Below are 26,838 nucleotides of genomic sequence, written 5' to 3'. Positions count from 1 at the left end.
CTATGCGAATCAAGCGATCAAAGGGAGAGCATGTTCGTACGAGAGGAACAATGTGCGTGTCGAGGACCTGTCTGACGCCGAGCGTCGGGTGTGGGAGGCATTCCCACATGGGGAAGAGGTCGATTTTACAACCGGGAAACCGGATGAGGACAATCCGGCGGTGGGTGCGGTTTGGGGGACGGAACGGACGATTCGCGCTCGGGTGATCGCCACGCTGTTGATGAGCGAGGAGGTGCCACAGTCGCACCGAATCCCGGCTCTCCGAATCAAGGGAGCCCGAATCACCGAACGGATGAATCTAGCCTATTCCACCATCTGCCACTCGGCGCGCTTCCTCTCCTGCTTCTTTGAGCAGGAGCCGGGCCTTTATTGGGCGCGATGCCAGCAGATGAGTTTCAAAGGCTCTCACCTGCCGGGCCTGTCTGCCTCCAACGTGCACATGGACGGGCACTTGCGACTGGACGGTTGCGTAGCCACCGGCCTGCTGGAACTTCGCGGAGCCCAGCTTGCGGGAAGCCTCACGATGAACCGTGCGCGGATCTCCGCCCCCGACATGGCGATCGACTGTGATCGGCTCCAGACCGGCCGAGGCCTGTCCGCGAAAGGTCTCCAGGCTACAGGCCAGGTCCGGCTGTCCAGCGCGCGGGTAATCGGCGCGATGATTCTGGATGGGGCCCGCCTTACCGATGCAAGGGGGTTGCCGCTAGACATGGACGGGCTGGTCGCTGATGGGAGCGTCCTGTGCCGGGGAATGGCCGTCGCTGGGATGGTGAGCCTGCGCAACGCCCGCGTGACTGGACCGTTCAGCTTCACCGGAACCACAATTGACTATCCCGGCAAAATGGCTTTTCGCGGTTCCCGGATTACCGCCGAGGGTGGCCTGTACCTGAGTGACGGGTTCACCGCGACCGGCACGGTGCGGTTGGCCGACTCGCGGATCGACCGGGAGCTTAGCCTGAAAGATGCCCATCTGGCCTATTCGGGTGGTCGCGCGCTCCAGGCAGCGGAGCTCCAGGTCGAGGGAAGTATCGACGCGCGCGGGCTCATCGCCGAAGGGCGGGTGAACCTCACCCAAGCCCGCATCGCGGGATCACTGAACCTGGCCGGTGCGAGCCTGTCTGTCACGAATCCCGACGCGTCCACTAAAACCGCCCTCGACGCCGACGGGGTGAACATCGGCGGCAGGCTGTCATGCACCGAAGGTTTCCGCGCCGACGGTGCGCTTCGTCTCGCTGACGCGAGGATCGGTACGTTCGCTGATTTCAATGGCGCCCGCCTCAGCAATTCCGATGGGCGGGCACTCGACCTTTCTAGGACGAGCGTCGGCGGTGGGCTGGAATGCGGGCGCGGCTTCACCGCCGAAGGTGAGCTCACCTTGGTCGGAGCCCGTCTCGGTCGGCATCTGGACCTCACCGACGCGACCCTGTCCGCGCCCGGCGCTCAGGCATTGGTCGCCCGGCAACTGGAGGCCCGCGAGTTGTACCTGCGCCCGAAGCAGACGCTCGAAGGTGTTGTCGATCTGCGACACGCCCGAATCGGCGTCATCTACGACGACCCCGCCACCTGGTCGCCACGCCACCAGAACGGCCTCGTCTACGACGCCCTGGAACCGATGTTGTCCGTCACCCAACGCTTGACATGGCTGAAGGACGACCTCGACGGATACGTGCCGCAGCCGTATGAACAGCTCGCCACCACCTATCGGCGACTGGGTCACGACGTCGACGCCCGTACCGTCCTGCTGGTCAAGCAGCAGCGGCAGCGGCGACAGCACCCCAGGCTCCCGTGGCACGCCCGCGCCTGGGGATGGCTGCAGGACGTCACAGTCGGGTATGGCTACCGCCCCATCCGCGCCGCCCTGTGGTTCCTGATACTGCTCATTGCCGGCGCCGTCGTTTTCACTCTGAACAACCCGCCTCGTGCTGAACCTGGCAAGGGCCCTGCTTTCAACGCCTTTGTCTACGTTTTGGATCTTCTGTTCCCGCTGATCGACTTCGGGCAGGAAAAGGCATACCAACCCACTGGCGGTGGTCAGTGGGTCGCCTACGGCCTCGTCATCGCGGGCTGGGTGCTGGCCACCACCATCGCCACCGGCATCACTCGCGCTCTCTCACGTCAGTGACCCTAAGACGACCCGCCTGGTATCAGGACGACGGGCTGTTCGACCGGTTCGGCTACCACGCCTCAGAGCTGTGGAGCAACGGCCGGGATGTCTGGGCGGACGAGCCGCGAGAGAGCGCGAATTCCAGGTGACGAATTAGACGGCAGTCATCCTGAGTAGGATTCCAGGTTTCCGGCGATCTGTGCTTATCGGGGTCCATGGATAGGATTCGAGTGGATCATGAGATGCCTTGATCGATCCTGGTTGGAGTTGTAGTGACTCTGCAAGAGCGGTTCCCGAGAAGTTCGATCGGCGCGCCGGGTCTGCCTCTGATCGGCTCGCTGACGGTCCTGGGCCTCCTGCTCCTGTACGCGGGGAGTTTTCCTGGTACCGGCCCTCTGTGGATACTGCCCGTTCTTCTTGCGTTTTTCGTGCTTGGCGTGGTCTGGTTCGTGCGCCTCGCTGTGGAACTTTCCGCTCCGGAGCGGCGATCGGGAGTCAGGCGAAACCTGCTGCGCTGGATGGCGCCACTGATCATCGTGATCCCGCTGTTGGCGCTGGGTAGCCAGGGAGAGCCGGAGAGATCCAGGTTCGCGTTGTCCGAGGGGAGTTTCGAGAAGGTCGCACGGTCGGTGTTGGCGGGAGGCGCAGACTGGAAGATGGGGCCTGGAAGGCTAGGGCTGTTCGATGTCTCCTGGGCCGAACGGTATGGGAACACCGTGCGCTTCGCACTGGCCGGTGGGTGGGACGGCATTTATGAGCGTGGTGTCATATGGAGCCCGCAGGGGGAGCCTCAGCTACCCGAGGAGGAAGAATACGAAGCCGACGTCGAGTACTACCGGGGTTCCTGGTACCTGTGGAACGAGAGCTTCTGAATCGATGAGTGACTAACTGGGTGACAACGGCCCCGGACGGGGGCGGACAGCGGTGGATGGTCGTGGACTGTACGCCCAGGTCAGGGCCGGTATCGTCCCTGGTCGTGCCCCCGGTCGGATCGCCTTACAAGCGAGATGTCACTGGTTCGAACCCAGTAGTGCCCACCACAAGGCTCTGACCTGCGTTAATAGGTCAGAGTCTTTCGTGTTTTCGGACGGATGTGGAGTATCACCGCTTGATGATCGCTCGCCAGATCGGCGAGTTACGTTGATTGGAGCCAGCTTCCTCCCTTCGGCGGGACTGCCTCTGGCACGCATGACCAGATTCGGTCACTCCTTCTGATCATGTTTTGGGAGGATGACCTGATGCACGGAAAGTAGGCGACCTACACTCGTAGGTATGAGCGTCATGCGTGAGGAACTGCACCACCTGGTAGATCAGCTGCCGGAGGCGGAGCTGCGCCCGGCCCTGGAGCTCATCCGCGGTCGTCTGAGTGAGCATGAGTCGGGTGAGCGCGATCTGCCGTTCTTCGCGTCGTTCGAAGCTGCCTCCGATCTCGCTGAGCGGCACGAAGAGATTCTCCGCTCGGAGTGGGGCCGCTGACGTGCTCCTGTGCGACACGGGTGTTCTTCTCGCCGCAGGTAACGTGAAGGACCAACATCACCGAGCGTGTCTGAAGCTTCTCCGGCAGGCCGAAGGGCCATTACTTGTTCCGTCGCCGGTGATGGGCGAGGTGGGCTATCTGCTCGACTCTCGTGTGGGTCCGCAGGCTGAGGTGACGTTCCTCAAGTCGTTCGGCGACAACGGCTTTCATGTGGCCGAATTGGAGGACGAGGACCTGCCGCGCATGGCACAGCTCGTCGAGACCTACCTCGATCTGCCGCTGGGGCTCGTTGACTCGGCAGTGATCACCATCGCCGAACGCCTCGGGCTGAAGGAGATCGCCACGGTGGATCATCGACATTTCAGGGTCGTCCGACCTCGTCACATATCGGCGTTCAGGTTGCTGCCTGATTGATCCGAGGTGCCGCACCTGGGTGACCGACTGGGTGACAACGACCCAGGACAGGGGCGGACAACGGTGGATGGTCGTGGACTGTACGCCCAGGTCAGGGGTGGTATCCGCCCTGGTCGCGCCCCCGGTCGGATCGCCTTACAAGCGAGATGTCACTGGTTCGAACCCAGTAGTGCCCACCAAGTCAGTAGCGTTCACCAGGCAAAACGTCCCTTCTCGCCTTGGGTGCAGAGCGCGAGTGACTATCTCCTGACAACTCTGTCTAACACCTCTTCGCCCCTTGGCGTCAAGCTGTGTTCCTGGTCGCCGGAGACAAGTCCGGTGACTGGAGCGGTTGGTATGACATGGCGATCAAAGCGGCAGAGCTGCGTTTTGCCCGATACCTCGAGAAGAGGGAAGCAATGAGCGATCAGGCGGTGACATGGGAGGAACTGCGCGCTGAGCTCGTCCAGCTCGGTGATGAGCAGGAGGTTGCCCGACTCCGCGATGGGCTCGTGGCTCGCCGGCGCGCCTATCGACTCGCTGAAGCCAGACATGAGCTTGGCCTGCGGTAGGAGGATGTCGCTCAGGCGAAGGGCGTGTCACAGGCTCGCATCAGTGACTCAAATCCGCTGTTATGCGCGGGTGAGCCGGTAGCCGTCCCGGTGGAACTCGTGGAGGGCGGCGAGGTTCTCCACCGATTCGGGCGAGACCAGCTGATTACCGCTCAGGTCGAGGACGGTGAGGGCGGTGAGGCCGCCCAGCCACTCAGGGAGCGCGGTCAGCCGGTTGCTGTCCAGGAGGAGTTCTCGGAGGACGGTGAGGTTGCGGAGCGACTCAGGCAGCGCGGTCAGCTGGTTGTGGCTCAGGTTGAGCCAGACGAGGGCGGTGAGGTCGCCCAGCCACTCGGGCAGGACGGTCAGTCCGTTGCTGCTCAGATAGAGCTCGTTCAGGCGGGTGAGGTTGCCCAGCCACTCGGGAAGCGTGCCCAGGCGGAGATCGCTCAGGTCGAGGTAGGTGAGGTTGGTGAGATCGCCCAGGGTCTCAGGCAGAGCGGTCAGCTCGTTGCAGCGCAGCTCCAGGTAGGTGAGGTTGGTGAGGCCGCCCAGCCATTCGGGCAGAGTGGTCAGTTCGTTGCACCCCAGGTCGAGCCAGGTGAGGGTAGTGAGGTTGCTCAGCCATTCGGGCAGGACGGTCAGCTCGATACCGCCCAGCTGGAGTGTGGTGAGGTTGGTGAGACCGCCCAGCCATTCGGGGAGGGCGGTCAGCTCGTTGCAGTTCAGGTCGAGGTCGGTCAGACGAGTGAGGTCGCCCAGCCATTCGGGTAGCGAGGTCAGCTCGTTGCCGCTCAGATTGAGCTTGCTCAGGTGCGTGAGGTCGCCGAGCGACTCGGGAACCGTCTCCAGGTGGAGATCGCTCAGGTCGAGTCTGGGCCATCCGAACCGTAGGCAGTTGCCGATCCGCTCGGCGGCTATCGACTGGCCGTCTTCGGGCCTGACCATGTCTCTCCTCGTCGTTGCCGATGTCTTCGAGCTCGGCTCCGTCGTGCCAGATGCGAGAGCCGGTGACGAGGCTAGGGACCGGTACTGGGAAACGGCTTGTAGATCACTTCAACACGTTGAGGAGGAGGCCGGATCAGGCTGGGCCCTGGCCTTGAGTGGATATCGCGACGGTGGATGACGGCAACCCTGCCCGTGCCGGCTTGTTAACGCGTTGTCGCTCAGGGGGGGCGGAGCGATTGGCTGTGACCAGCGCTGGCGCACCAGACCTTGCTGCTGACGGGCAGAAGACAGGTGGAAGGCCTCAAGTTCGGACGGATCTGGGCTGTCGGACCTCCGCGCTCTCAGCCGGTGTGGAGGATCCGAAAGTGATCGGGTTCCGCCGGATCTCGATCAACGACTTGGACCGGCGGCCAGGCCCACTGCCAAACGCCGATGCCCGGCGTGCGGGAGAACCGGATCTGCCCGCGGGTGCCTTCGACCGCGACGCGCGGCCAGGATCCGGCGGTGCGCGCCCGGTCCGCGCCGTGAGAACGCAGTACCTGGGCGAGGACGGTGACCGTGTCGTAGCCCTCGAAAGCCACGAAAGACGGCGCTTCGCCCAGTCGTCGGCGGAGGGCCGTCTCGATTCGTGTGCCCAGTGGGCTGAGACGCTCGGGCAGGTAGCGCAGGAAGGGGATCTCGGCGCCGTCGTCGCCCAACGACGCCGCCCATTCGGCGAACTCCGGTTGCCCGGCGGGAGCACCGATCATGATCCCGGCGAGACGCCGGTCGTGGCGGACGGCCTTGACGATCGACACCGCCGGTTCCGGGTGGCCGACCAGGAGAAGGAGGGCTGTCGCGCGACTGTCGAAGAGTTCGTCGCACACGGCCGCAGGGGTGAGCGTGCGCAGGTCGAGTTCGATGACGGTTCCGCCGCGGGAAGCGAGGTGGTCCCGCAGAATACGGGTGCCGGATGCCCAGTAGACACTCGACTCGGCCGCTACGGCGATCCGACTGTGGCCCGCGCCGAGGAGGAAGTCCGTATAGATCCGCCAGCCGTGGGACTGTGCCGGAGCGAGGCGTGCGACCCATTCCGTCGGCTGTTCGGTGAGTGCGTCGAGAACCGCCGACGAGCAGAGGAACGGCAGGCCGAGGGCGTCGGCCCTGGCGGCGGCGGCGCGAGCGACGACGCTGTGATATTCCCCCGCCAAGGCGGCCACGCCCAGGCGAGCCAATTCGTCCACGGCCGCCGCGGCCTTCCGCGGATCAGCCGCGGTGTCTCGGACCACCAGTTCGAGGGTTCTTCCGGTGACCCCTCCGGCCTCGTTGACCTCGTGAACGGCCAGTTCGAGCCCGGCGAGCAGGTGTTGGCCCGCCTCCACCCAACCAGGCCGGGTGAGCGGAACGAGAGCACCGATCTGGACGGCTGGTCCTTCAGCTCGTTCCGCTCCGGGTGGCGATGGTGGCGTACTCATGCGTCGGCATCCCCTGTGCGATGATTTGGCGCAGTTTGTGTGGATCGCAGAGTATTGCCCGCCGGTAGCGACGCTTTCGGTCGCTCCCGCCGGTCGTTCGTCAGATCACCACGCCCCCGAGGCCGCGATCATCTATCACCTTGATCCACTTTCGCACCAGACTCTAGTCGCTGTATGCGGTGGCGAGGTCCTTTCTCCGCGACCATCGTGACGCGGGCGGGGCTCCTGTCATGGAGAGATGGATCGACGACGCCGGGGGGAAGGGACGGTGGCATCTGGCCGTGATGCTCACAGCGCGCCGAACGGGTGTCAGGGGCGGCTGCTGCAGGCGAGGGAGGGGGACGACGGCGTACCGCCGGCCAGGAAGCCGAAGGTGGTCGTGCCGGAGGCCGGGATCGAGCCGTTGTAGGAGGCGTTCGTCACCGTTATCGCGGAGCCGTTGGCGGCCAGGGTGCCGTTCCATACCTGGCTGACCGACTGGCCGCTGCCCAGGGTCCATCTGACGGTCCAACCGCTGACCGCCGAGCCGCCCGCCGTCACCGTGACCTCGCCCTGGTAGCCGCCAGGCCACGAGTTCGTGGTGCGGTAGCTCGCGGTGCAGGCGCCCGGGGAGGGGGAGGGCGACGGGGTGGCCGAAGGTGAGGGTGACGGGGTGACCGAAGGCGAAGGGGTGACCGAGGGCGAGGGCGAGGGGGACGAGCCGCCCGGCGGCACGTACGGGCACTTGCTGCGGTACATCGAGATGCCGGTGGAGTCCATCAACGGACACAGGAACTGGGTGTACCGGGTGTCGTTGTCAACGAAGATCTTCAGCCACGGGATCAGCGTCCGCATCTCGGTCGTATTCGCCCTCGTCGCGAACAGGTGATCCACGCCGGTTATCTCCACCCAGGCGCTCTGTGCCGAGGCCGGGAGAGTGCTGTACAACCCGTTGAGGTAGGACTGCGTGACCACCGTGTCCCTCTGCCCGGAGATGAACATCAAGGGCACCCGGTTGTCGGCCAGGCTCAGGTTTCCCGTGGGGGAGCCGGGCGCGAGCCCGACCACGGCCTTCAGTGAGGGCCGCCGGAGCGCCGCGGTGAGGGCGCCGGCGCCACCCGCGGAGTGGCCGACGACCGACAACCGGCTGGGGTCGACGCGGTCACGCACCGAACTCCGCTGGGTGAGGTAGTCCAGCGCGGCGAGCAGCTGGGTCGCTCGGGCGTCGGCGCCGTCGGTACGGCTGTTGGTCTCGATTCCGATGACGACGAAGCCGAAGGACGCGAGCCAGGGACCCATCCAGGCCTCTTCGTCGGCGAACCGGGCGGAGTAGCCGGGCACGATCGCGACCGCGCCGAAAGTCCCCTGGCCGGTGTCCGTCGGATAGTAGATCACCCCACCGCCGAAGCCGTTCCCGGCCGGCAGACTGACCTGCGCGGTGGCGAAGGTGCCCCTGGTGGCGGACACACTGGCCAGGGTGGGGTCGGGACCTCGCTGATAGGGATTGTCGGCGGCCGAGGCCGGCCGAGTCGCGACGATCATCGCGAGCAGTCCGAGGACGACGACCGCCGCGGCCATCGCACGCTTCCGCCACCCGCTCTGTGGCCCGGGCTCCGATCGGACACTCCAGGCGGCACAAGGCTCCGGAGTCTCACTCACACGTCGTCGCACTGTGGTGTTCCTTCTCTTCGGGTGAGCCCCTCATCGGGATCAGTACGTGACGGCCATCGCCGAGTGGCCTTCGGTGCGGCGGCTCCGCACCGTATCGGTCGCCTCCTCGTCCCGGCGCCGAAGCGCGTACGACAAGGGCGTCGTGATCGGCGGCCTCTTCATCGCCGACCGGCAGCGGAGACCGCTCCGGGGACTCAGTGTGGAAACATCTGTGAAACGTGTCAAGATCCGTGTAAAGCTGTCGATGACCCGCTTTGGGGGTACACGCGCCTTATGGTGTGTCGGCATAAGACGTCGGCGAATGAAAGCACCTGAAACTTTCATCGCGATCTTGGAGCCGGTCGGGTGCGGACCGCCGGCCGCCGAAGGTGCGCACGGCGACCCGGAGTTCCACGGACCGGTGGACCGGCACCGTCACTCCACCCCCGCCAGGGCTGAGGGGAGAATCCCGAGCGGATCATGAACCGGCCTTCGGTGAGGCCTTGGATGACCGGCATAGCGTGTGCAGGCGCGGCGGGAGTTCTGAAACCAGGTCGGCCAGGTGTGCGCCCCCTCCGGGACAGGCTGTGAGAGCGCTGTCCCGGAGGGGGTCGGTCAGAGTCTCCGGTAGTGGACGGCGACCGGAATCGGCGTCGACCTCGGAGGCATCATGCAACATAAGGTTGCGGGTTGACGGCGTGGTTGCTAAAGTCATGCGCAACCGATGGTTGCCTATTGGAGGTTCGTTGTGGAGTTCGGAAAGCTGGAGCGCGAGATCCGTATCGACGCGGCACCGGAGATCGTCTTCGATGTGGTGAGCCGTCCCGAGCACATCAAGATGTGGTGGTCCGAAGACGCGTCGTTCGAGCCCGAGCCGGGCGCGGTCGGCGAACTGGTGTGGGACGAGCGCGCCGTGGTCGAACCGATCACGGTGGTCACCGTGGATCCGCCCCGTACGTTCGCGTTCCACTGGATCGCTCCCGGTGGTCGGCTGCCCGACGCGGACAACTCTCTCCTGGTCACCTTCGAGCTCGAACCCTCCGGCGACGGCACGATTCTGCGCGTGACCGAGAGCGGCTGGCGGGAGAAGGGCTGGGAGGCCGCCGTGCTTGAGGCGGCCTTCCACGACCACGAGCGCGGCTGGGACTTGTTCCTGCCCAGGCTGCGGGACTACGCCCCTTCCGTGGTGGCGCGATGACCGTCGCCGTCGACGACGAACTCTGGTCGGCGATCGGCGATCCGATCAGGCGCCGCCTGATCGACCTGCTGCTCGCGGAAGGAGTCGGTACGCCGACCAGCCTGAGCGATCGTCTCCCGATCTCACGCCAGGCGGTCACCAAGCACCTGGCCGTCCTCGATCGCGCGGGACTCGTGCACGCGACACCGATGGGCCGCGAGCGGCGCTACGAAGTCGACGAGGCGCAGCTCGCCCGCGCCGTCCGGCAGTTGAACGAGGTCGGCAGGACCTGGGACACGCGACTGAACCGCATCAAGCGCATCGCGGAACAGATCCAGCGTCAGAAAAACGACTGACCGACAGGCCGCCGGAAGAGATCTCCGGCGACCTCCTCGACGCGGTCGAGCTCGGCCCGGCCTGAGTGGACGGCTTTCGTTCTCGCCGCAGGTCTTCGCGGCCGATGTGGGCCTCGAGGTGAGTTCCCATGCCGGTGGCATGGCGATCGGCGCCTTCACCGCCTCGTCTGCGGCGATCTCCATGCCGGACGCCTGGGCCGCAGGCTTCCCGAAGCCTGCGGCAACCGCGGCCGCGACAGAACTCGCGGCGGCGGTGTGACCATCGAGCCCGCGTAATCGTTCGAAAGAATCGATCACCCCTGGGGGACGCATATGAATGCATTGCTACTCGAAGGCAAGAACGCTGTGATCTATGGAGGTGGGGGCGCCATCGGCGGCGCGGTCGCCCGGGTGTTCGCCAGGGAAGGCGCGAGGGTCTTCATCGCCGGGCGGACGCGGGCGAAGCTCGACGCCGTGGCGCGTGACATCGCCGTCACGGGCGGAAAAGTCGAGACCGCGCACGTCGACGTTCTCGATCAACAGGCGGTCGAAAAGCACGCCGACGCGGTCGCGGAGACGGCCGGTGGCATCGACATCGCCCTCAACGCCGTGAGCGTCATGCACGACCAGGGGACTTCACTGGCGGACCTCTCGCTGGAGGAGTTCATGCGGCCGATCGACGGTTTTCTGCGGACACTGTTCATCACCAGCAAGGCCGTGGCACGGCACATGGGCCGCGAGCGCCCCGGCGTCATCCTGACCTTGTCCGAGCCGGGTTCCAAAATGGCGGTGGGCGGCATCTTGGGGCACAGCGTGAGCGCGGCCGGCAAGGAGGCGTTCTCGCGGGTCCTGGCCGCGGAGCTGGCACCCGGCAACATCCGGGTGATCGGCATCCGTCCCCACGCCGTCGCCGACGCCCCGGCGGCGGGTTCCTACACCAAGGACCTCTTCGAGCAGACCGCGGCGGCGGCCGGACAGTCGGTCCAGGAAATGCTCGAAGGTGGGGGAATGGTGCAGGGAACGCTTCTGAAAAGGCTGCCCACGCTCTCCGATGTGGCGGAGACGGCCGCGTTCCTCGCCTCAGACCGAAGTGGAGCCATGACCGGAGCGATCGTCAATCTGTCCGCCGGCGCACTTGTCGACTGAGACTGCTATGCCGGAAAAGGCCGAGCTGCGGCCCGAACTCGCAGTTGTGAGAGTCAGGCGTGCGGACGTGCGTCCCCCCGCAGGTCGGCTGCAGGAGGTGGGGCCTCGCCTGACAGTGAGGATGGAGGTGAACGCCTCCCGGTGAGGTCTGACTCGTCGCCTGACGAACCATAGGAGCATCCCCAGAGCCGAGCCTGTCACGGTGGTTGGCCGAGCGGAGACTTCCGTTCTCCGCTTCCCTGTCAGGGCGGCAAATCGTGTGGCAGCAGCTGCGATGTACGTCCGGCCGCCGGTTGGTAGGCCGACGCGTTGACGATCTCCCGGAGGGAGCCTTCGACCGGACGACCGCCCGGCTTGCCCCGCCGAGAGCGGCGGGGCAAGGAATTCTCCCGCGGTGTCGGACAGGCGGCGCGTTTCCTTGTCGTCGACGGCCCCGTGCTCCACGACAAGTCACCCCACCGCCGATATCTCTCATCCAGGGATTTTTCGCACAAGCTCTATTTGCTGCTCACGACTCCAGGAAAGAGCATGTGCGGAGACACATTCGGGTAGCGAGCTGTTTGTCGGGCCCGGCCGGTATTGATGTCGATCGCATAGCTGCTGCGCGATCCTCCGTTGTGCAGGTAAAGAAGGGTGACCTCGGCCCTGTTCCGCCAGAGGGAGGTGCCGAGGACGCCGCCGGCCTTCGGCAGGCCGCGGATGACCACCTTCCGGATGGTCCGCCCGGTCTTGGCGTCGAGAAGGGTGAGCGAGTGCCTCTCCATGCCTCGCTTCCCGAACTCGAAGGCGGCCACCGTCCGGCCGTCCGGAGAGAGCTCACTGAACATGATGAACACGCCGTCGAAGCGCACCGGTGCGCCTCCACCGGTGACGGGCATCAGCCACAGGTCGGTCTTGCGGTAACGGACCAGTTGGGCGACGCCGTTCTTGATGCCGATCGCCTCGTACTCGCCGGGTATCGACACCGTTTTGCCGGTGCGCATGTCGATCAACAGTCCAGGTTCCTTGCTCCCCTCACGCGGGTCGAAGACCACGTGGCGGCCGTCGTCGGAGACCACGAGCATGGAGCCCACGCCGATCCTCTCCTCCTTCACCGTGACAGAGGAGGTCACCGTGGAGCCGCTCACCAGGTCACGGACCACATGCGCCTGGGCCTGACGGCTGTAGTAGGCGAGTATGCGCCCGTCCCGGCTGATCGAGACGGGGACGCGAAGTGCCTTGGCGGTTCCGGTGAGTGCCTGCGGCACCCGGTAGGTCGTGCCGGTGCGGGTGACCACCCGCCACTCGGTGACGCTGCAGTCGACCTGCCGTTTCTTGTCGACCTTGCAGGGCGTCTGGTACGCGTAGCCGAGCGGTTCCACCTTGCCGTCGGGCAGCTCGGGCAGCGTATCCGCGCGCTGTGGCGTGACCGTGTAGTCGCCGTAGTCGCCACGCGACCCCACCAGCGTCGTGCCCGCGGTTCCCACGCCCAGTGCCATGACCGTTGCGACAGCGGCGAGCGTCAGGGAGGTGCGCCGCCTGCGCCGGTGACCCGCGACGGCCCGGTCGGCCAGGTCGGCCAGACTCACCAGTGGAGCCTCGTCGGCGATGTCGCCCAGCGTCTTACGCAGGCTTGTCATAGGACCACCTCCGTGAGCTCGGAATCGGAGAGCAGATGCGCGAGTTCGGGCGCGACCGTGCGCAGGCGGGTCAGCGCGTGATGGGCCTGGCTTTTGACGGTGCCGACCGAGCAGCCGAGCACCTCGGCCGTCTGCGTCTCGGTGAGGTCCTCCCAGAAGCGCAGCACGATCACGGCGCGCTGCTTGGGCGTCAACTTGGCCAGCGCCTGCCGGAGCACGATCCGGTCGAGCGCGGCCCCGTCGTAAGAGGCACCGCGTTCAGGTGGATCGGCGCTCGGTAACTCAAGATGCGGCCGACGCCGCCAGGAGATGTACTGGTTGACCAGCGCCTTGCGGGTATACGCCTCGGGATTACCGCTCCTGGACAGCTTGGGCCAGTGCCCCACGATCTTGATCAGGACGCTCTGCAGCAGGTCTTCGGCGAGATGGGCGTCTCCCGTCAGCAGGTACGCGGTCCGCATCAGCGTCTGCTGGCGGGCGAGCACGAACTCGCGGAAGCCGTCATAACGATCCACTGTGATCTCCTCTCGCCCGTTCCCAACGCGACTCATCGGGCGAAAGGTTGCAGTCTTTTCTCTACGGCTTCTTCTACGGCGAAAGTGATCCGCCACGGCGGGTCGTGACACGGGCACTGTTCACAGCTTGATGTGTTTCTCCGGTAAGACGTGGCGAGACCGGGACGGGTCTGCGTATGGGCGGAGGAGCCGAGCTCCGGGGGCGACCGGATGACGACAGCCACGCCTTCGGTGATGCGTACAGCCTGTCGTACGACCTGAGGTGGGGGCCGACCCGTGAGAGCGGCCCCCCGTCCCATGGTTACGGCAGGGCGCAGATGACCGCGTCGCGCCAGTCGTAGTTCATCCAGTCGTAGTCCGGACGGTGACCGCCGGTGACGCCGGCGAGCTCGTTCTCGTCGAGCTCACGGGCGGTGGCTGTGAAGTCGTTCATCTTCAACACTCCTTTTGGATGGCGAACCTTGTGAGGGAATGCTCCCAAGGCGGTCTTGCCTTCCACTTGGGGATGACTTTGCTGATCTTCGCTCCCCGCTCCGCGGCAGGCCCGCCTACCGACCGCCGCCTGTGGTTCACCTTTCGGCCGTCGCCGGTATGTGTCGGCGTCATTTGATCCATGGACCTTGATCAAGCGCCGGTTCCGTGGTGCCGTAAAAGCGCGAGGCGTGCTCACATCGGCGCGGAGAACACCGCCGACGCCCCGGCATGCCGAAGCGCCGTCAGGTCATGAAGTCAGTTCTTCGAGAAGGCGGAAGAATGCGAAAGCTGTCGTCATTCACGTCCACCGCGAGGGCATCGAAGTCAACGACCACGTCAGAGAGGAGCACATCCTCCCCCACCTTCTTCACACGCAGGCGTTCGCGGCTCGGGATCGTGTTCGGCGTCGCCGTGCTGGGGGTCGTGATCCCCGCGTCGGCGGCCCATGCCGCTCCGCCCGGCAATCTGCCTCAGTCGGCGGGAGGGTATGAGTCCTCGTTCTCGCCGGCCTACGACTACGACGGCGACGGCTGCTACGCCACCCCCGCCATCGGACCGGACGGAACCCTCGCCGGTGGGCTGAACCCGACCGGCGCGGTGAACGGCAACTGCCGTGACCAGTCGGACCTGGACAACTCGCAGACCTACGCCCGTTCCAAGTGCAACAGCGGGTGGTGTGCCATCGTGTACGCCAGCTACTTCGAGAAGGACCAGGCGCTGCCCGGCATCAGCCTCGGCGGCCACCGGCACGACTGGGAACACGTCATCTCCTGGGTCAACCAGGCGTCCAACCAGGTGGAGTATCTCTCGACCACGCAACACAGCAGCGTCGTGACCTATCCGCGCTCGCAGGTGCGCTTCGACGGGTCGCATCCCAAGGTCGTCTACCACAAGGACGGGTTGTCCACGCACTTCTTCCGGCTCGCCAACGGCAACGACGAGCCGCCGGAGAACCACTACCACGACTGGCGCTACCCCCCGCTGGTGGACTGGAACGGCTGGCCCAGCACCTCGCTGCGCGACAGGCTGATGAACGCGGACTTCGGGGCCGCGACGATCAAGATCAATGACGGCAGGTTCGGGGACCTCCTCTCGCGGGCCAAGCCGAGCGGCATCCCCTTCGACCCCTGGGCCTGACAAGCCCTTCTGTCGAGCCACCGGCGGCTCGACCTGACCGGTGAAACGGGGGTGATGACCGGTCGTCACCCCCGTCGGCCGCGGCCGACGTCAGGCGGCCACGGTACGTACGCGCCGGATGGCTGTTCACGTGCCCTGGACGCGGGACGAAGGCCGTGGCCGGTGGATCCGGCCGCGGGGGCATGAGCTTCACTGAGTCTCATCCGTGCAGGTCGGCAGGGGTGAGACCGGAGCGGATACCCTCGTCCCATGGACCAGTCACACCTTGCCAACCTCGCGCACCTGCGCAGGGCGCGGGATCTGATCGACCGGGAGTACGCACGTCCGCTTGACGTCCCGACGATGGCCCGCCACGCGCTGATGTCGCCGGGGCACTTCTCCCGGGCGTTTCGGGCGGCCTACGGTGAGACGCCGTACAGCTACCTCATGACCCGGCGGGTCGAGCGGGCGATGGCGCTGCTGCGCGGGGGCATGAGCGTGACCGACGCGTGCATGGCGGTCGGCTGTACCTCCCTCGGCTCGTTCAGCTCGCGCTTCACCGAGCTCGTGAAGATGACGCCGAGCGCGTACCGGGCCCAGGAGCACCGTGCGGTGCGGGCGATGCCCGCCTGCGTGGCCAAGGTGCAGACCCGGCCGACGAGGAACCAACAGGTCAGGATCGGAGAAGTGGTCCGCGCCACCGCCATCTAGCGTTGGCCACATGACCGTTTCTCTTCAGTACTGCCACGTCACCGTCAACGACCTGGACGGATCGCTCGCCTTCTACCGCGACGCGCTCGGTCTTGAGGTGCGCAACGACGTCGCCTCGGGCGGGTTCCGCTGGGTCACCCTCGGCAGCGCCTCCCAGCCCGACCTTGAGATCGTGCTCTCCGAGCCGCACGCCGGCCGGTCCCAGGCCGACGGCGACGCCCTGCAGGAGCTGCTGACCAAAGGGGTCCTGCCCATGACCGTGTTCCGCACCGACGACGTCGACGCGACCTTCGAGAAGGTGCGCGACTTCGGCGCCGAGGTGCTGCAGGAGCCCATCGACCAGCCCTGGGGCCCGCGCGACTGCGCCTTCCGTGACCCCTCCGGCAACATGGTGCGCATCTCGCAGGCGCCCAAGGCGTAACCACCGCGAGCGCTCGGCGATGACCGAGCGGGAATCCGCACCGTATCCTCACGCCCTCCGCATCCTCACACCCTCCGCGCGAACGGCGGCCTTCCCGACGGCGCCGGTGCCGATTCACGGACGGAGCGGCTGCCAGGACGCCAGCGCCGCCGCCACCGTGTCCGGGGAAGCGGCCAGCAGCGGCAGCCGTACGGCGGGGGTGGGGATGTCGCCCCGCGCGTGCAGTACGGCTTTGATCACCGTGGGGTTCGGCTCCGCGAACAGCCGGAGCGAGAGCGGCGCCAGACGGTGTCCGAGGGCGCGCGCCTCGGACACGTCGCCGGCCCGCCAGGCGGTGACGAGCCGCGCGAAGTCGGCGGTGGCGACCAGCGCCGAGGCCAGAACGCCGCCGTGCGCGCCGAGTGCCAGCATCGGCGAGATGTGCGGGTCGTCGCCGCCGAGGATCGCGAACCCGGGGGGCGGGTCGGCCAGCAACTCGATGCTGTCGTCGGTGATCGCACCGGGCGCGGATTTCAACCCGGCGACACCGGGGATCACGGCGAGCCTCCGCAGCGTCCCGGCCGACAGGTGCTGGCCCGTACGGCGCGGAACGTCGTAGACGATGAGCGGCACCGGGCTCAGCTCGGCGAGGTGCGCGAAGTGCGCGAGAATGCCCTCCTCTCCGGGGCGTACGAACGGGGGAACCACCGTGAGCGCGGCGACGACCTCCGGGTGATCGCCCAGCCGCCGCAACGCCTCGGCCGTGGCGGCGCCCACCACGAGCGGCGCCGACCGCTCCCGGCAGACCCGGGCCGTCACCTCGACCACGGCCCGCTTCTCCGCGTCCGTGAGCGCACTGGGTTCCCCCGTGGTGCCGAGCGCGACCAGACCCGTCGCGCCGTCGTCGAGCAACCGCCGCGCGAGCAGCTCCAGTGCGCCGAGGGCCACCTCGCCGGAGGTCTCGAACGGAGTGATCAATGGGACGTAGAGACCGTTGAGCGTCATGGGGTTATCGTCGCGCGACCAAATATGAAGAACCAGTTCCGGTTTGTGGAGGCATACGTAAGCTGAACTTATGCTTGATGTTCGCCGCCTGCGGCTGCTCCGCGACCTGGCCAGACTCGGCACCATCGCCGCGGTTGCCCAGGTTCACACCTATACGCCGTCGGCCGTCTCCCAGCAGCTCGCGGCGCTGCAACGGGAGGCGGGGGTGGCACTGCTGGAACGGACCGGTCGCCGGGTCACCCTCACCCCGGCGGGCGTCGCACTGGTCGAGCACACCGAGACCGTGCTCGCCGAACTGGAGGCGGCCTCGGCGACCCTCGCCGCCGCCCGGTCCGGCCTGATCGGGACCATGCGCATCGGAGCCTTCCCCACCGCCGTGCACACCCTGCTACCGGCGGCCCTCGTCGCGCTGGGCCGCGACCATCCGGGGCTCGCCCTCATGGTCACCGAACTCGACCCGGCCGCCGCCCCCGACGCGCTGCGAGAACGGCACCTCGACGTGGCGCTGCTGCACGACTACGACCTGGCACCCGTCGAGCCCGACCCGACGCTCGACTCGACACCCCTGCTGGACGAGACGGTCTTCCTCGCGGTTCCCTGTGGCGCGGCGCTCGATACGACGTCGCGGCCGGATGAGACGATCCTCCCCGGGCTTCCCGGCGCAGCGGAGACCACGGCACTCACCGATCCGGCCGACGCCGGGACATCCGCGTGGTCGGTCGGCGCGACGGCAGGCGCGTGTTCAGCCGATACGGAGGGCGCCGTGGCGGCCGCGGATCCGGTCGACGGCTTCCGTGACGCCGACTGGATCGTAGGCTCACCGGGCACCCTCTGCCACACCGTGGCCGTACGCGCCTGTCAGGCGGCGGGATTCGCGCCGAGGGTACGCCACCACGTGGACGATTTCACCGCCGTGCTCACCCTGGTCGCCGCCGGCCAGGGGGTCGCCCTGGTGCCACAACTCGGCGCCGGCCGCCTTCCGGACGGCGTTCGGCTCCTGCCGCTGCGGGCACGGCGCAGGACCAGGATCGCCTACCGCCGGGGAGCCGCCGAGCACCCCGCGGTCGCCGCGTGTGTCCGCGCCATCCGCGCCGCGACCGAGGACCACCTGGGAAAGGCCCGGGTCGGCGGGCGGACGGAAGCTCCGGGGCTGCTCGAACGGGTATTCCGCGTGGATGGGACAGCCGCCTGTGGCCGGTGAGGGAACAGCCGTCGGCGTCAGCGGGTCGCGGCGGCCATGCGCAGGCCGAGGACGATGAGAACGGTGCCGCTGACGGCCTCCAGGCGGCGACGGATCACGGGCCTGCGGAACCACGCGCCCGCACGTCCCACCACCGCGGCCAGGGCGAGGTACAGCACGATCTCGACGGCCACCTGCAGGAGCGCGAGGAGCGCGGTGGTGGAGAATAGCGGTTGGTCGGCCGGTACGAACTGGGGATAGAAAGCGATCATGAAGGCCGCGATCTTCGGATTGGCGAGCATCACGAGGGCGCCCTCACCGAAGGCCCTCCACCAGCTCTGCCTCAGGCTGGGCGAGGTGTCCTCTGTCGTCTCCCGTACCGGTCCGGCCTTCTTGATCCGCCACGCGGTGCGCCACGCCTTCAGCCCGAGATAGAGCAGGAAACCCGCGCCGATCACGCGGAGAACGACGAAGGCCACCTCGGAAGCGGCCACCAGGGCGGCGAGGCCGGCCGCGGCGAACAGCGCCCAGGCGTACAGCCCGGCCTCCAGTCCCAGCACCGTCGGCACCGCTCCCCGGAAACCGTGCAGCGCGGCACGACGCAGGATCAACGCCATCGCTGGACCGGGTGACGCTGAGATCAGCACGACGGCGACGACGAAGGCAGGCAGGGAGGCGACGAGGTCCATGAGCCTGAGCATGCTCGCTTTCGTCTCTTCGGCTCAACTCTTTTCCGGCCGGGGCTCTGGTCTCGGAGCCCGGTGTCGAGGGCTCGGCAAGCACGACGTGAAGCCCGGCAACGTGGGCGCGTTGCCGGGCTTGGCTGGGACGGGTGTCCGTCGCGCCGAAGGGGTAAAAGCTCAGGTCGGAGAGTCGAACTTGCCGGCCTTGAGGCCGCCGACGAACGTTTTCCACTGGGTCGGGGTGAAGAGCAGCTTGGGGCCGTTGGGGTTCTTACTGTCGCGAACGGCGATCACTTCGGGCAGGTTGGCGGCCACCTCAACGCACTGGCCGCCGTTGCCGGAGGAACGCGATGATTTCCGCCACACTGCACCGCTCAGATCCATTCCCTGCCTCACTTCCTTGATCTTCTTGAGAGGTGCGTGCTGATGGTCCCTGACTGCGGCAGAGCTAATGGTCGAAGTCGCCGGCCTTGATGCGGTGGACGAAGGTGTCCCACTGGGTGGGGGTGAAGAGCAGCTTGGCCCCGTCCCGGTCCTTGCTGTCGCGAACAGTGACTACCCTGGGCAGGTTGGTAGCCACCTCGACACACTGGCCACCGCTATCCCCGGAGCGTGACGACTTCCGCCATACGGCTTCGTTCAAGTCCATTGCTGATTCACTTTCTCGATCCTCTTGAGGTAACGCGCCTCGAAATGAGAAAAGAGTGGTGTTGCCTCACCGTACTTTTGAACCCTGAGGGTTTTTCCTCCTGGCCGGAACCGGTTTAATGGCCGAGCTGATCGGTTTTGATACCGTGAACGAATGTGCCCCACTGAGCGGGGGTGAAGAGCAGCTTGGGGCCGTTGGGGTCTTTGCTGTCGCGAACGGCGATCACTCCGGGTAGGTTGGCAGCCACCTCAATGCACTGGCCGCCGTTGTCGGAGGAACGTGATGATTTCCGCCAGATGGCTTCGCTCAGGTCCACTCTTGCCTCGCTTCTTCGATCTTTTTGAGGGATACGTGCTCAGGATAAGCCCAGAGTCGTATCGCCTCATAGCGCTTCTGAACGGAAGCCACAAGATCTTGATTGGTTATGATATGTCCCTGGGCGGGTGAGTCTGAATGGACGACGTCCGGCTCCCCGTTCGGAAGATCGGCGATCATGAAGGCTCCTGCCAGACCCGCTACACACTCCGAATCGACGACCTGGATGGAAATGGTCGACCGCTGTGCGGCTTCCAGTAGATAACCGAATTGCTCGCGTATCAGCTCGGGGTTACCGATTCGACGACGCAGCACACCCTCATCGATAAGGGCGAGGATGGTGGGCGCATCTTCCTGATCAAGGATCCGTTGCCGCTGCATGCGGGCTTCGACACGCTGCTCCAACTCCTCGGATGTGATGTGTGGTCCTCGGCTGAAGAGATGTCTGGCATACGCCTCCGTCTGGAGCAGGCCGGGCACCAGGAGGGGATCCCAGGAGCGGATGACGAGAGCTCTGGGTTCGATCTCCTCGGCCCAGTTCCAGAACCAGGCAGGCCCGCCTGGTTGAGCAACGATGTGCTCACGTATCGCTGTGAAAGAGATGCCGTTGGTTGTTCCGAAGAGCCGATCCAGCCTCTCTGCGTCGGACTTCGAAGGTGTGCGACCGGCGCTCTCCAGGCGACTGATCTGGGTTTGGGTGCAGCCAAGGCGTCTGGCCACGGCGGACTGCGAGAGCTGCGCGGCCTCCCGCAGTCGACGCATCTCGGCGCCGAATCGCGCGCGAGGGGATCCGGGGTCGAGGGGTGGCACCTCATCCATCGTATTTCCTCTCAAATTAGAAGAAACGGACATTTCTTTTAATTGGCACCACCGAATTCGGCCGCGTATGCCAGCGGCTGTCATGGCCTGCCCTGACCTGGATTGACGAACTCCTCGTCAGCCAGCTACCGAGGAGGCATTCTAAGCACAGGAATCCTCACAACGAAAGGGCTGGCAATAAAGCGGTAAACCATTTTCCCGGGCGAAGGCGAGTCGAGTCGCATATGAATTAAATGGTCCCTTTTGGTCTCCCGGTGCGAGTGTCGGAAATCATTCGAAAGGAAAAATCATGATGACGAGTGAGCCGCCGGCTCCACGGATCGCACCTCTGGCCTATGAGTCCGCGCCTCTGCCCTGGCTGATGACAGTGGTCGGTGTGACCTGGCAACTCCCCCTGATCGGCGAACGAGTATGGAAAGGGTGTGGCGAACTCGGTCCAGGTGGGTAAAGATTGATACGTCCCGGCGCTCACCACCCCCGGAGGTCCCAAATGCGCTCCACCCGGTTACTCGCCGTTGGTCTGGCGCTGACGATAGTGGCCTCCGGATGCGCTTCCGGGCCATCCTTGAAGGACGCGGCAGCGGAGCTGCAAAAAGATGCCCAACGCCTGGAAAATGACGACGTCTTCAAGAATCCGCTCATGAATCTGCGCATCGTTCAACATCCCGACAAGGATCTTCCTTGCGGTGGCGATAAGGTCAAGCGGGTATTACGAGCAACGGCCGACGAGGAACGTGTCGACGAATCATTGGACTCTCGCCTGGACAAAGCCCAAAGAGTTATGGAGAACACTCTCTCTCGTATCATGGGCTACGAGGTTGAGCACGACATCAGTCAGGCTGATGCCCTGGAGGGGCGGTTCATTTATGGGAGTAAGGGGGTGGGGGTCATGGTGACTGTTTATATAGCGCCAGAAGCGCCGACCTGGCGACTGCATGCGCAGACCGCATGTCTGTCACGCTGAGAGAGTCGGTCACGTCACTTGGGAGTCTTCAATAGGTTCTCGGCCAGGTCGCTGGTCTGGAATCGTGAAGAATGTTCGATCTTTTTGTCGAAATCTACATTTTCGTCCATCCAGACATCGAGAGAGTCTAGCTTTTTCTGAAACGCTGGTTCCCACTCCTTGTCGCCAGTTGCCTCATGCTTGGCCTCGGCAATGAGTTCGTCATATGTTTTGAGAGTGCCGGTGGTCGCGTTGACGAGCTCTCCGGGAGGATCGCTCGCCGGGTAGCCGCCGCTGTGGAGAAGATATGCCATCTCGTACTTCATGCTTTTGGCAAGGTCGACCCGTTTCTCGGAGACTATTTCAACCTGTTTTTTGAACATGTCGGCCCATTTATCCGAGGCGTAGCTGATGGCGTATGCCTGGGCGAGTTCCCATCCGAGTTCGGCGGCCTGGTTCGTGACGGTAACTCCACCGAGGAGGAGGCCGAAAGTATTCTTGGCGAAATCGGTGGCTAATTTGGCGACGGCGTCCTCCTCGCCGAACGTGTCTTTCGCTGCCTTGAACGCTACGCTGCCGAAATCACCGAACATCATTGAGATGTCGCGGAAATGGTCAGTGCTGCCTTGCGCGTCCAAGCGGGCTGCGGCCAGCAAGGTGTCGTGGCGGAATCTCGCCACCGCTGAGTCGAACTCGTCGGTCAGCTTCTCGGCGCTAACGAAGGTTTTCATGAATTGATAGGTATCGACAGGGCTGAGGTAGAACGCGGGGGTCACCCCCGGGAAGGATTCCCAATGCTTGGGGACCTGCATGCTGGAAACACGGTCGGAGGCCTTGTCGAAGCGTCCTCCCGATACCAACTCGTGGACGTACGACTTTGCTATCACGCTCATGGAATCCTTGGCCGGCTGCGGCAGGTCGGCGCCGAAGGAGGCGGCTGCGCGGATGGCGTCGAAGGCGAAGGCCGCAGCGGCTGGGCTGTGCTGACCGGCCTTCTCGGTCTTGGTCTCGGTCCCCGCTTCCATCGCCCGGCCGAAGGCGTCGGCCACCTCGTCTCCGGTGCCCACCCCCTTGGCGTATTTGAGGAACAGCTTCATCTTGTCGACCTGGGTGAGTTTGACGTCGGTCCCGCCCATCTTGGAGAAGGTGTCCCGCACCGCTGGGCCGTCTCCGTCGAGCACCTCCAAGCCCATGGCGACCAGGTCGTCAGGCAGGTCGTACTTCTTGCTGCCGAGGGATCCGGCGCGCCACTCCTGTCCGGGCCTTTTCGCGAACTCGTCCAGGACGAGCGCGCGGGCCGCCGCGCTGCGGACGGACGAGGGGGCGTTCGCGCCCTTGAGCAGTGCGAGCCGGTTCCAGGCGGTGACCTTGCCCTCAACCGGCTTGACCAGGTCGTCTTTGACTTTGGAGAAGGCCGGGACGAGAGCGGGGGCGTTCAGGGCCGCACCGAGAGCCTTGCTGAAGGCGGCCAAGTCCTGTTTGGAAGTCTTGCTGCCGGTGGCCGCGATGATGCTGGGCAGTGCGTCCCGAACCTTGGGGGAGAGCAGGGCGAAGAAGGCGGCGGCGGCTTGGGGGTTTTCTGCGAGTTTGGCGACGTCGTCGATGTGCTCGTGGATGAGCTTGGCCTGCGACTCGCCGTGGAAGTTCACGAGGATGTCCTCGCCGTACATCCTGGCCAGACCCTGGGCGATCTCGAAGTCCTTCAGTTCGTCGGGGAGCCGGATGAGCCCTTGGCCGCCCGGCGCCATCGAGGCCGCACCACCCGCGCCGCCCAGCTCCGGGGCGCCGTCGCCCAGGGTTTTGATCAGGTCGATCCGGCCGTGGAGCATGGAGACCTGCCTCCCGGCCCAGTCGGCGATGTCGGCGATCTCCCGCAATGCGGGGGTGCTGATCCCGTACCGGCCGAGTTTCTGCTCGAACTCCCTGGTGAAGGTGGTCAGCCGGTCGGCCTCGCCGCGCAGGGAGGTGGCGAGCTGCCCCATCTGGTCGGGGTCGATGCCGCAGAATTCGGCGGTGGGTGCCATGGAACGTTCCCCCTCGTGCTCGTGGTCGTGACGGTCACGTACGTCCGGCTCATGGTCGTGACGGTCACATGCGTCCGGCCATCTCCCTGCGCATGGCGTCCGCCTCCGCCTCGGTCACCAGCGGGGGAGAGCGGCGCAGCTCTTCCTCGACCGCGTCCACCACACGCTGGGCGAGCCGCGCCAGCCGCTGGCGCCGGTCTTCCAACTCGCTGGTCCAGGTGGTGGCCGTCGGCCCCGTCCACACCTGTCCCGACCGCATCGCCGAGGAGGCGCGCTGGTATGCCTGCCGCACCTCGTGAGCCCTGTCTTCGGCCTCGATGAGCAATTGCCTCAGCCGTTCGTACCGAGGGCTGGGCACCATCCGCTCGGCCACGCCACCCCCGCCCTTTTCGTGACCCCGTGATGAAGGAAAAAGTCGCATACCAGAGTAGGTATTGATCGTCTAAGTCGGCAAGCCCCGTACTCGGTCGGCATCGCGCTTTCGTCGGTGGAGCGATGGCCATCCTGAGCGGTTGAAACCGATATTTCGGTCGTTACCTCTCATGTGCGGTAACTTCGCCAAGTGCCAGAATCGGAGTAACGGATGACGCTGTTCGAAAAGCACATCGGCGCGATAGAAATCGCCGTCAAGGTCGCGTACTGGATGTGTTTCCTCGCCGGTTTCGTGCTGTTCCTGGCCGGTCACGTGACCGTGCTCATGGCGATCGTGATCGGCGTCATATGGCTGTCTCGCGCTACCCTGCGCCACATCCAGGTGATTCGGGCGCGCTGGGACGAGCAGGCCGCCGAGGAGTCGGAGATACGCCGTGAGCAGTGGCACCTGAACCGCGAACGAGAGTTGCGTCTCCAGATCCAGCGGCTACAGCAGCCGGACCGTTGACCTGTTGACCTTATGCCGTCGTTCCGACGGTCGCGCTCTCCGTTCGCATCGTGTTCCCGCCGCCGCACCGGTTGCACCCCGAGGGTGGGTTAGGTTGAGGTTTGCCTGAAATGCCGTTAAAGGGATGCGCCAATGTCGGCACCGTCCGCACTTCCCCCCTCTCTCGTGCGCCTGCTGGCGCGGCCCGCCCCTCCCGGAGGGCTCTCCGACCTCAAGCACGTCGTCTTCGTCATGCAGGAGAACCGGTCGTTCGACCATTACTTCGGCCGGATGCGCGGGGTGCGCGGCTACGGGGACCGCAACGCGGTGTCCACCCGGGCGCTCCGCCCGATCTTCGAGCAGGACGGGATCCTGCCCTTCTCCCTACGGGAGGCGGCCGAGCGCGCGGGAGCCGACCCGATGCTGCTCGACACCCACGACCACACCTGGCTCGGTACGCAGAACGCCTGGGCGATGGGCTGGAACGACGCCTGGGTGCCCAACAAGGGGCCGTCCACCATGGCGTACTACGACCGCGGGGATCTTCCGTTCCACTACGAGCTGGCGGACGCGTTCACGATCTGCGACGCCTACCACTGCTCGGTGCTGAGTTCCACGACGCCGAACCGCAACTACCACGTCTCCGGCCACACGGGTTACGAGCCGGGCACCGAGCAGCGGGCCGTCGACAACGGCGCCTGTGAGGAGGACGGGCACCCGGGCTACACCTGGACCACGGTGCCCGAACTGCTGACCCAGGCCGGGCACTCCTGGCAGGTCTACCAGGAGTGGGACAACTACCAGTGCAACAACTTTGAGTTCTTCGCCACGTTCAAGGCGGTCATGGCGAAACTCGGGCAGAGCAGCATGTACTCCTTCTACGAGAAGGTGCGCGCGTCCGAGGATCCCGCGCCGATGCTCGCCGAGCTTGAGGAGAAGGTGGCACGCCTGGATCCGGCCGACCGGGCGCTCTACGACCGGGCGTTGCGGCGCACCCGGACGGGCGGGCTGGGGGACTGGTTCGCCGCCGACGTGGCGGCGGGACGCCTACCGGCGGTCTCGTACGTCGTGACCTCGCTCGCCGACTCCGAACACCCCGAGGGCTCCTCGGCGGTGGAGAGCGGGAAGGTCGTCTACCGGATTCTCGACGCGCTGGCGTCGAGTCCGGGGGTGTGGGCGAGCACCGCGGTCTTCGTCACCTACGACGAGAACGACGGCTTCTTCGACCACGTTCCCCCGCCCGTCCCGCCGGAAGGGACCCCGGGAGAGTTTGTCGGAGGACGTCCCATCGGGCTGGGCATGCGCGTCCCGATGATCGTCGTATCACCGTGGAGCGTGGGTGGCCACGTCTGCTCGCAGACGTTCGACCACAGCTCTACGGTCCGGTTCCTGGAGACCTGGCTCGGCATCGAGGCCCCCGACATCAGTGCCTGGCGGCGGACCGTCGCCGGAGATCTCACCTCCGCCTTCGACTTCGCCCGCCCGGAGGCGTGGCCCACGCCCGTGACGCCGGAAATCAGTGTCCCGGAGGGTGCCGCGTCCGCCCAGGGTGCTCTGACCGATCAGGACATCTCGACTGTTCGGGACATCTCGGCCGACCGGGACGCTCCGGTTGTCCAGGAGGTCGCGGCTGGTCGGGACGCTCCGGTCGCCCAGGGAGTCGCGGTCGGCCGCTGGTATCCCGACGCCCCCGCCGAGCAGCGCATGCCGTGCGCGGAACCGGGCGTCAGGCCCGCCCGCGCGCTGCCGTACCGGCCCGACGCCTCGGCACGCACCGGCGGTCGCGCCGTCGAGATCACGATGAGCAACACCGGTGCGGAGAGCGCGCACCTGGCGCTGTACGGCTACATGGGGGAACTCGTCCGGCCTCTGCACTTCGACGTGCTCGGCGAGGCCCGCGAGGTGGTCTACTTCCCCTGTCCCACGTACGCCCTCGTCCTCACCGGCCCGAACGGCTTCCGCAGGGAGTTTCGGGGTGGGACCGACGACAGGGTGGAGATGTCCAGCGTGATCGACGCGGCCACCCGGACGATCGAGATCACCGTCGTCAACACCGGTAACAGACCCGCCGACGTAACGGTCCTGCCCCTCGCCTACGGCGGGACGGCGCGGACGCTGCGGGTCGCGTCCCGTGACACCGCGCGGGTGCCGTGGCGGGCCGCGACCGGGTGGTACGACCTGTGGATCACCGTCGCCGGGGACACCGGCTTCGCCCGACGCCTGATGGGACACATCGAGAACGGCGAACCGAGTGTCACGGGCTGACGGCCGCCGGGGACGGCGGGGGAGAAATGTCGGTGTGCTCTGGTAGA

The 26,838-nt window shown here is 65.9% G+C and carries 30 protein-coding genes; 16 read left to right on the top strand and 14 right to left on the bottom strand.

Annotation, left to right across the window (positions count from 1 at the left end):
* The first annotated feature begins 52 nt into the window (after positions 1 to 52).
* The 6 genes from AB0B90_RS24500 (at position 53) to AB0B90_RS24475 (ending at position 4,546) form a co-directional block, all read left to right on the top strand.
* Positions 53 to 2,122 carry a hypothetical protein gene (locus tag AB0B90_RS24500; protein WP_362924963.1) on the top strand — a complete coding sequence of 690 codons (2,070 nt, stop codon included), beginning with the start codon at positions 53 to 55 and terminating at the stop codon, positions 2,120 to 2,122.
* Entirely contained in the window at positions 2,119 to 2,253 is a 135-nt protein-coding gene (locus tag AB0B90_RS24495) for a hypothetical protein (RefSeq protein ID WP_362924961.1), read from the top strand. Before AB0B90_RS24500 ends, AB0B90_RS24495 begins: the two co-directional genes overlap by 4 nt.
* 123 nt (positions 2,254 to 2,376) lie before the next feature.
* On the top strand, positions 2,377 to 2,976 hold the full coding sequence (locus tag AB0B90_RS24490; RefSeq protein ID WP_362924959.1) for a hypothetical protein: 600 nt from the start codon (positions 2,377 to 2,379) through the stop codon (positions 2,974 to 2,976).
* Between the two features lie 400 nt (positions 2,977 to 3,376).
* Positions 3,377 to 3,580 carry a hypothetical protein gene (locus AB0B90_RS24485; RefSeq protein ID WP_350945991.1) on the top strand — a complete coding sequence of 68 codons (204 nt, stop codon included), beginning with the start codon at positions 3,377 to 3,379 and terminating at the stop codon, positions 3,578 to 3,580.
* Between the two features lies 1 nt (position 3,581).
* Entirely contained in the window at positions 3,582 to 3,995 is a 414-nt protein-coding gene (locus AB0B90_RS24480) for a PIN domain-containing protein (RefSeq protein WP_350945992.1), read from the top strand.
* A 290-nt stretch (positions 3,996 to 4,285) separates the two neighbouring features.
* Positions 4,286 to 4,546, top strand: coding sequence for a hypothetical protein (locus tag AB0B90_RS24475; protein WP_362924956.1), 261 nt, complete (start codon positions 4,286 to 4,288; stop codon positions 4,544 to 4,546).
* Positions 4,547 to 4,606: 60 nt separating this feature from the next.
* On the opposite strand, the gene AB0B90_RS24470 is transcribed toward AB0B90_RS24475, so the two are convergent.
* The 3 genes from AB0B90_RS24470 to AB0B90_RS24460 form a co-directional block, all read right to left on the bottom strand.
* Positions 4,607 to 5,473, bottom strand: coding sequence for a leucine-rich repeat domain-containing protein (locus tag AB0B90_RS24470; RefSeq protein WP_362924954.1), 867 nt, complete (start codon positions 5,471 to 5,473; stop codon positions 4,607 to 4,609).
* A gap of 341 nt (positions 5,474 to 5,814) precedes the next feature.
* On the bottom strand, positions 5,815 to 6,927 hold the full coding sequence (locus tag AB0B90_RS24465) for an ABC transporter substrate-binding protein (RefSeq protein ID WP_362924952.1): 1,113 nt from the start codon (positions 6,925 to 6,927) through the stop codon (positions 5,815 to 5,817).
* A 309-nt stretch (positions 6,928 to 7,236) separates the two neighbouring features.
* Complete coding sequence (locus tag AB0B90_RS24460) at positions 7,237 to 8,484, bottom strand: cellulose binding domain-containing protein (RefSeq protein WP_350945998.1); 1,248 nt, start codon at positions 8,482 to 8,484, stop codon at positions 7,237 to 7,239.
* An 820-nt stretch (positions 8,485 to 9,304) separates the two neighbouring features.
* Between AB0B90_RS24460 and AB0B90_RS24455 the strand changes: the two genes are divergently transcribed.
* From AB0B90_RS24455 to AB0B90_RS24445, 3 genes are all read left to right on the top strand, one after another.
* The gene (locus AB0B90_RS24455) at positions 9,305 to 9,754 is read left to right on the top strand and encodes an SRPBCC domain-containing protein (protein ID WP_350945999.1); all 450 of its coding nucleotides are present in this window, start codon (positions 9,305 to 9,307) and stop codon (positions 9,752 to 9,754) included.
* Positions 9,751 to 10,089, top strand: coding sequence for a metalloregulator ArsR/SmtB family transcription factor (locus AB0B90_RS24450; RefSeq protein WP_350946000.1), 339 nt, complete (start codon positions 9,751 to 9,753; stop codon positions 10,087 to 10,089). Before AB0B90_RS24455 ends, AB0B90_RS24450 begins: the two co-directional genes overlap by 4 nt.
* Positions 10,090 to 10,401: 312 nt before the next feature.
* Positions 10,402 to 11,214 (top strand): SDR family oxidoreductase, encoded by an 813-nt coding sequence (locus AB0B90_RS24445; RefSeq protein WP_350946001.1) that lies wholly within the window; start codon positions 10,402 to 10,404, stop codon positions 11,212 to 11,214.
* 497 nt (positions 11,215 to 11,711) lie between these two features.
* On the opposite strand, the gene AB0B90_RS24440 is transcribed toward AB0B90_RS24445, so the two are convergent.
* The 3 genes from AB0B90_RS24440 to AB0B90_RS24430 all read right to left on the bottom strand — a co-directional run bounded on the left by AB0B90_RS24440 (position 11,712) and on the right by AB0B90_RS24430 (position 13,781).
* On the bottom strand, positions 11,712 to 12,833 hold the full coding sequence (locus tag AB0B90_RS24440) for a hypothetical protein (protein ID WP_350946002.1): 1,122 nt from the start codon (positions 12,831 to 12,833) through the stop codon (positions 11,712 to 11,714).
* The gene (locus AB0B90_RS24435) at positions 12,830 to 13,348 is read right to left on the bottom strand and encodes a SigE family RNA polymerase sigma factor (protein WP_350946003.1); all 519 of its coding nucleotides are present in this window, start codon (positions 13,346 to 13,348) and stop codon (positions 12,830 to 12,832) included. Before AB0B90_RS24435 ends, AB0B90_RS24440 begins: the two co-directional genes overlap by 4 nt.
* A gap of 301 nt (positions 13,349 to 13,649) precedes the next feature.
* Positions 13,650 to 13,781: a hypothetical protein gene (locus AB0B90_RS24430; RefSeq protein ID WP_350946004.1), complete on the bottom strand. Its 132-nt coding sequence runs from the start codon at positions 13,779 to 13,781 to the stop codon at positions 13,650 to 13,652.
* Between the two features lie 437 nt (positions 13,782 to 14,218).
* Between AB0B90_RS24430 and AB0B90_RS24425 the strand changes: the two genes are divergently transcribed.
* The 3 genes from AB0B90_RS24425 to AB0B90_RS24415 all read left to right on the top strand — a co-directional run bounded on the left by AB0B90_RS24425 (position 14,219) and on the right by AB0B90_RS24415 (position 16,070).
* On the top strand, positions 14,219 to 14,959 hold the full coding sequence (locus tag AB0B90_RS24425; protein WP_350946005.1) for an NPP1 family protein: 741 nt from the start codon (positions 14,219 to 14,221) through the stop codon (positions 14,957 to 14,959).
* Positions 14,960 to 15,208: 249 nt separating this feature from the next.
* Positions 15,209 to 15,649, top strand: coding sequence for a helix-turn-helix transcriptional regulator (locus AB0B90_RS24420; RefSeq protein WP_350946006.1), 441 nt, complete (start codon positions 15,209 to 15,211; stop codon positions 15,647 to 15,649).
* Positions 15,650 to 15,659: 10 nt separating this feature from the next.
* On the top strand, positions 15,660 to 16,070 hold the full coding sequence (locus AB0B90_RS24415) for a VOC family protein (protein WP_350946007.1): 411 nt from the start codon (positions 15,660 to 15,662) through the stop codon (positions 16,068 to 16,070).
* Between the two features lie 114 nt (positions 16,071 to 16,184).
* Here the strand turns inward: AB0B90_RS24415 and AB0B90_RS24410 are convergent, their stop codons facing one another.
* Positions 16,185 to 17,054, bottom strand: coding sequence for a dihydrodipicolinate synthase family protein (locus AB0B90_RS24410; protein WP_362924947.1), 870 nt, complete (start codon positions 17,052 to 17,054; stop codon positions 16,185 to 16,187).
* A gap of 70 nt (positions 17,055 to 17,124) precedes the next feature.
* On the opposite strand from AB0B90_RS24410, the gene AB0B90_RS24405 reads away from it, so the two are divergent.
* The gene (locus AB0B90_RS24405) at positions 17,125 to 18,255 is read left to right on the top strand and encodes a LysR family transcriptional regulator (protein WP_362924945.1); all 1,131 of its coding nucleotides are present in this window, start codon (positions 17,125 to 17,127) and stop codon (positions 18,253 to 18,255) included.
* A 17-nt stretch (positions 18,256 to 18,272) separates the two neighbouring features.
* Here AB0B90_RS24405 and AB0B90_RS24400 read toward each other — a convergent pair whose 3' ends face one another.
* The 5 genes from AB0B90_RS24400 to AB0B90_RS24380 form a co-directional block, all read right to left on the bottom strand.
* Positions 18,273 to 18,935: a LysE family translocator gene (locus tag AB0B90_RS24400; RefSeq protein WP_350946010.1), complete on the bottom strand. Its 663-nt coding sequence runs from the start codon at positions 18,933 to 18,935 to the stop codon at positions 18,273 to 18,275.
* A 159-nt stretch (positions 18,936 to 19,094) separates the two neighbouring features.
* Complete coding sequence (locus AB0B90_RS24395) at positions 19,095 to 19,301, bottom strand: DUF397 domain-containing protein (protein ID WP_350946011.1); 207 nt, start codon at positions 19,299 to 19,301, stop codon at positions 19,095 to 19,097.
* A gap of 64 nt (positions 19,302 to 19,365) precedes the next feature.
* Positions 19,366 to 19,566 carry a DUF397 domain-containing protein gene (locus tag AB0B90_RS24390; RefSeq protein WP_350946012.1) on the bottom strand — a complete coding sequence of 67 codons (201 nt, stop codon included), beginning with the start codon at positions 19,564 to 19,566 and terminating at the stop codon, positions 19,366 to 19,368.
* A 115-nt stretch (positions 19,567 to 19,681) separates the two neighbouring features.
* Positions 19,682 to 19,882, bottom strand: a complete 201-nt coding sequence (locus AB0B90_RS24385; protein WP_350946013.1) for a DUF397 domain-containing protein — start codon at positions 19,880 to 19,882, stop codon at positions 19,682 to 19,684.
* Positions 19,873 to 20,700, bottom strand: coding sequence for a helix-turn-helix transcriptional regulator (locus AB0B90_RS24380; RefSeq protein ID WP_350946014.1), 828 nt, complete (start codon positions 20,698 to 20,700; stop codon positions 19,873 to 19,875). The genes AB0B90_RS24385 and AB0B90_RS24380 overlap by 10 nt, the downstream gene beginning before the upstream one ends.
* 490 nt (positions 20,701 to 21,190) lie before the next feature.
* Between AB0B90_RS24380 and AB0B90_RS24375 the strand changes: the two genes are divergently transcribed.
* Positions 21,191 to 21,664 carry a hypothetical protein gene (locus tag AB0B90_RS24375; protein WP_350946015.1) on the top strand — a complete coding sequence of 158 codons (474 nt, stop codon included), beginning with the start codon at positions 21,191 to 21,193 and terminating at the stop codon, positions 21,662 to 21,664.
* Between the two features lie 14 nt (positions 21,665 to 21,678).
* Here the strand turns inward: AB0B90_RS24375 and AB0B90_RS24370 are convergent, their stop codons facing one another.
* Entirely contained in the window at positions 21,679 to 23,667 is a 1,989-nt protein-coding gene (locus tag AB0B90_RS24370; protein ID WP_350946016.1) for a hypothetical protein, read from the bottom strand.
* 64 nt (positions 23,668 to 23,731) lie between these two features.
* Positions 23,732 to 24,040: a hypothetical protein gene (locus AB0B90_RS24365; RefSeq protein ID WP_350946017.1), complete on the bottom strand. Its 309-nt coding sequence runs from the start codon at positions 24,038 to 24,040 to the stop codon at positions 23,732 to 23,734.
* Between the two features lie 210 nt (positions 24,041 to 24,250).
* On the opposite strand from AB0B90_RS24365, the gene AB0B90_RS24360 reads away from it, so the two are divergent.
* Together AB0B90_RS24360 and AB0B90_RS24355 are read left to right on the top strand one after the other, a co-directional pair.
* Positions 24,251 to 24,547: a hypothetical protein gene (locus tag AB0B90_RS24360; RefSeq protein ID WP_350946018.1), complete on the top strand. Its 297-nt coding sequence runs from the start codon at positions 24,251 to 24,253 to the stop codon at positions 24,545 to 24,547.
* Positions 24,548 to 24,679: 132 nt separating this feature from the next.
* Positions 24,680 to 26,791, top strand: coding sequence for an alkaline phosphatase family protein (locus AB0B90_RS24355; protein ID WP_350946019.1), 2,112 nt, complete (start codon positions 24,680 to 24,682; stop codon positions 26,789 to 26,791).
* The last annotated feature ends 47 nt before the right edge of the window (positions 26,792 to 26,838 follow it).

It is taken from the genome of Streptosporangium sp. NPDC049078, from assembly GCF_040648855.1.
GTDB lineage: Bacteria > Actinomycetota > Actinomycetes > Streptosporangiales > Streptosporangiaceae > Streptosporangium.
This window is presented reverse-complemented; position numbering and strand designations above follow the sequence as displayed.

Bases quoted from the DNA above. Each gene is read 5' to 3' on its own strand.
- AB0B90_RS24445 (WP_350946001.1), top strand. From the start codon at position 10,402: ATGAATGCATTGCTACTCGAAGGCAAGAACGCTGTGATCTATGGAGGT.
- AB0B90_RS24410 (WP_362924947.1), bottom strand. From the start codon at position 17,054: ATGACGCTCAACGGTCTCTACGTCCCATTGATCACTCCGTTCGAGACC.
- AB0B90_RS24400 (WP_350946010.1), bottom strand. From the start codon at position 18,935: ATGCTCAGGCTCATGGACCTCGTCGCCTCCCTGCCTGCCTTCGTCGTC.
- AB0B90_RS24415 (WP_350946007.1), top strand. From the start codon at position 15,660: ATGACCGTTTCTCTTCAGTACTGCCACGTCACCGTCAACGACCTGGAC.
- AB0B90_RS24485 (WP_350945991.1), top strand. From the start codon at position 3,377: ATGAGCGTCATGCGTGAGGAACTGCACCACCTGGTAGATCAGCTGCCG.
- AB0B90_RS24370 (WP_350946016.1), bottom strand. From the start codon at position 23,667: ATGGCACCCACCGCCGAATTCTGCGGCATCGACCCCGACCAGATGGGG.
- AB0B90_RS24465 (WP_362924952.1), bottom strand. From the start codon at position 6,927: ATGAGTACGCCACCATCGCCACCCGGAGCGGAACGAGCTGAAGGACCA.
- AB0B90_RS24405 (WP_362924945.1), top strand. From the start codon at position 17,125: ATGCTTGATGTTCGCCGCCTGCGGCTGCTCCGCGACCTGGCCAGACTC.
- AB0B90_RS24430 (WP_350946004.1), bottom strand. From the start codon at position 13,781: ATGAACGACTTCACAGCCACCGCCCGTGAGCTCGACGAGAACGAGCTC.
- AB0B90_RS24380 (WP_350946014.1), bottom strand. From the start codon at position 20,700: ATGGATGAGGTGCCACCCCTCGACCCCGGATCCCCTCGCGCGCGATTC.
- AB0B90_RS24450 (WP_350946000.1), top strand. From the start codon at position 9,751: ATGACCGTCGCCGTCGACGACGAACTCTGGTCGGCGATCGGCGATCCG.
- AB0B90_RS24470 (WP_362924954.1), bottom strand. From the start codon at position 5,473: ATGGTCAGGCCCGAAGACGGCCAGTCGATAGCCGCCGAGCGGATCGGC.
- AB0B90_RS24395 (WP_350946011.1), bottom strand. From the start codon at position 19,301: ATGGATCTGAGCGGTGCAGTGTGGCGGAAATCATCGCGTTCCTCCGGC.
- AB0B90_RS24420 (WP_350946006.1), top strand. From the start codon at position 15,209: ATGGACCAGTCACACCTTGCCAACCTCGCGCACCTGCGCAGGGCGCGG.
- AB0B90_RS24375 (WP_350946015.1), top strand. From the start codon at position 21,191: ATGCGCTCCACCCGGTTACTCGCCGTTGGTCTGGCGCTGACGATAGTG.
- AB0B90_RS24355 (WP_350946019.1), top strand. From the start codon at position 24,680: ATGTCGGCACCGTCCGCACTTCCCCCCTCTCTCGTGCGCCTGCTGGCG.
- AB0B90_RS24360 (WP_350946018.1), top strand. From the start codon at position 24,251: ATGACGCTGTTCGAAAAGCACATCGGCGCGATAGAAATCGCCGTCAAG.
- AB0B90_RS24390 (WP_350946012.1), bottom strand. From the start codon at position 19,566: ATGGACTTGAACGAAGCCGTATGGCGGAAGTCGTCACGCTCCGGGGAT.
- AB0B90_RS24440 (WP_350946002.1), bottom strand. From the start codon at position 12,833: ATGACAAGCCTGCGTAAGACGCTGGGCGACATCGCCGACGAGGCTCCA.
- AB0B90_RS24460 (WP_350945998.1), bottom strand. From the start codon at position 8,484: ATGGCCGCGGCGGTCGTCGTCCTCGGACTGCTCGCGATGATCGTCGCG.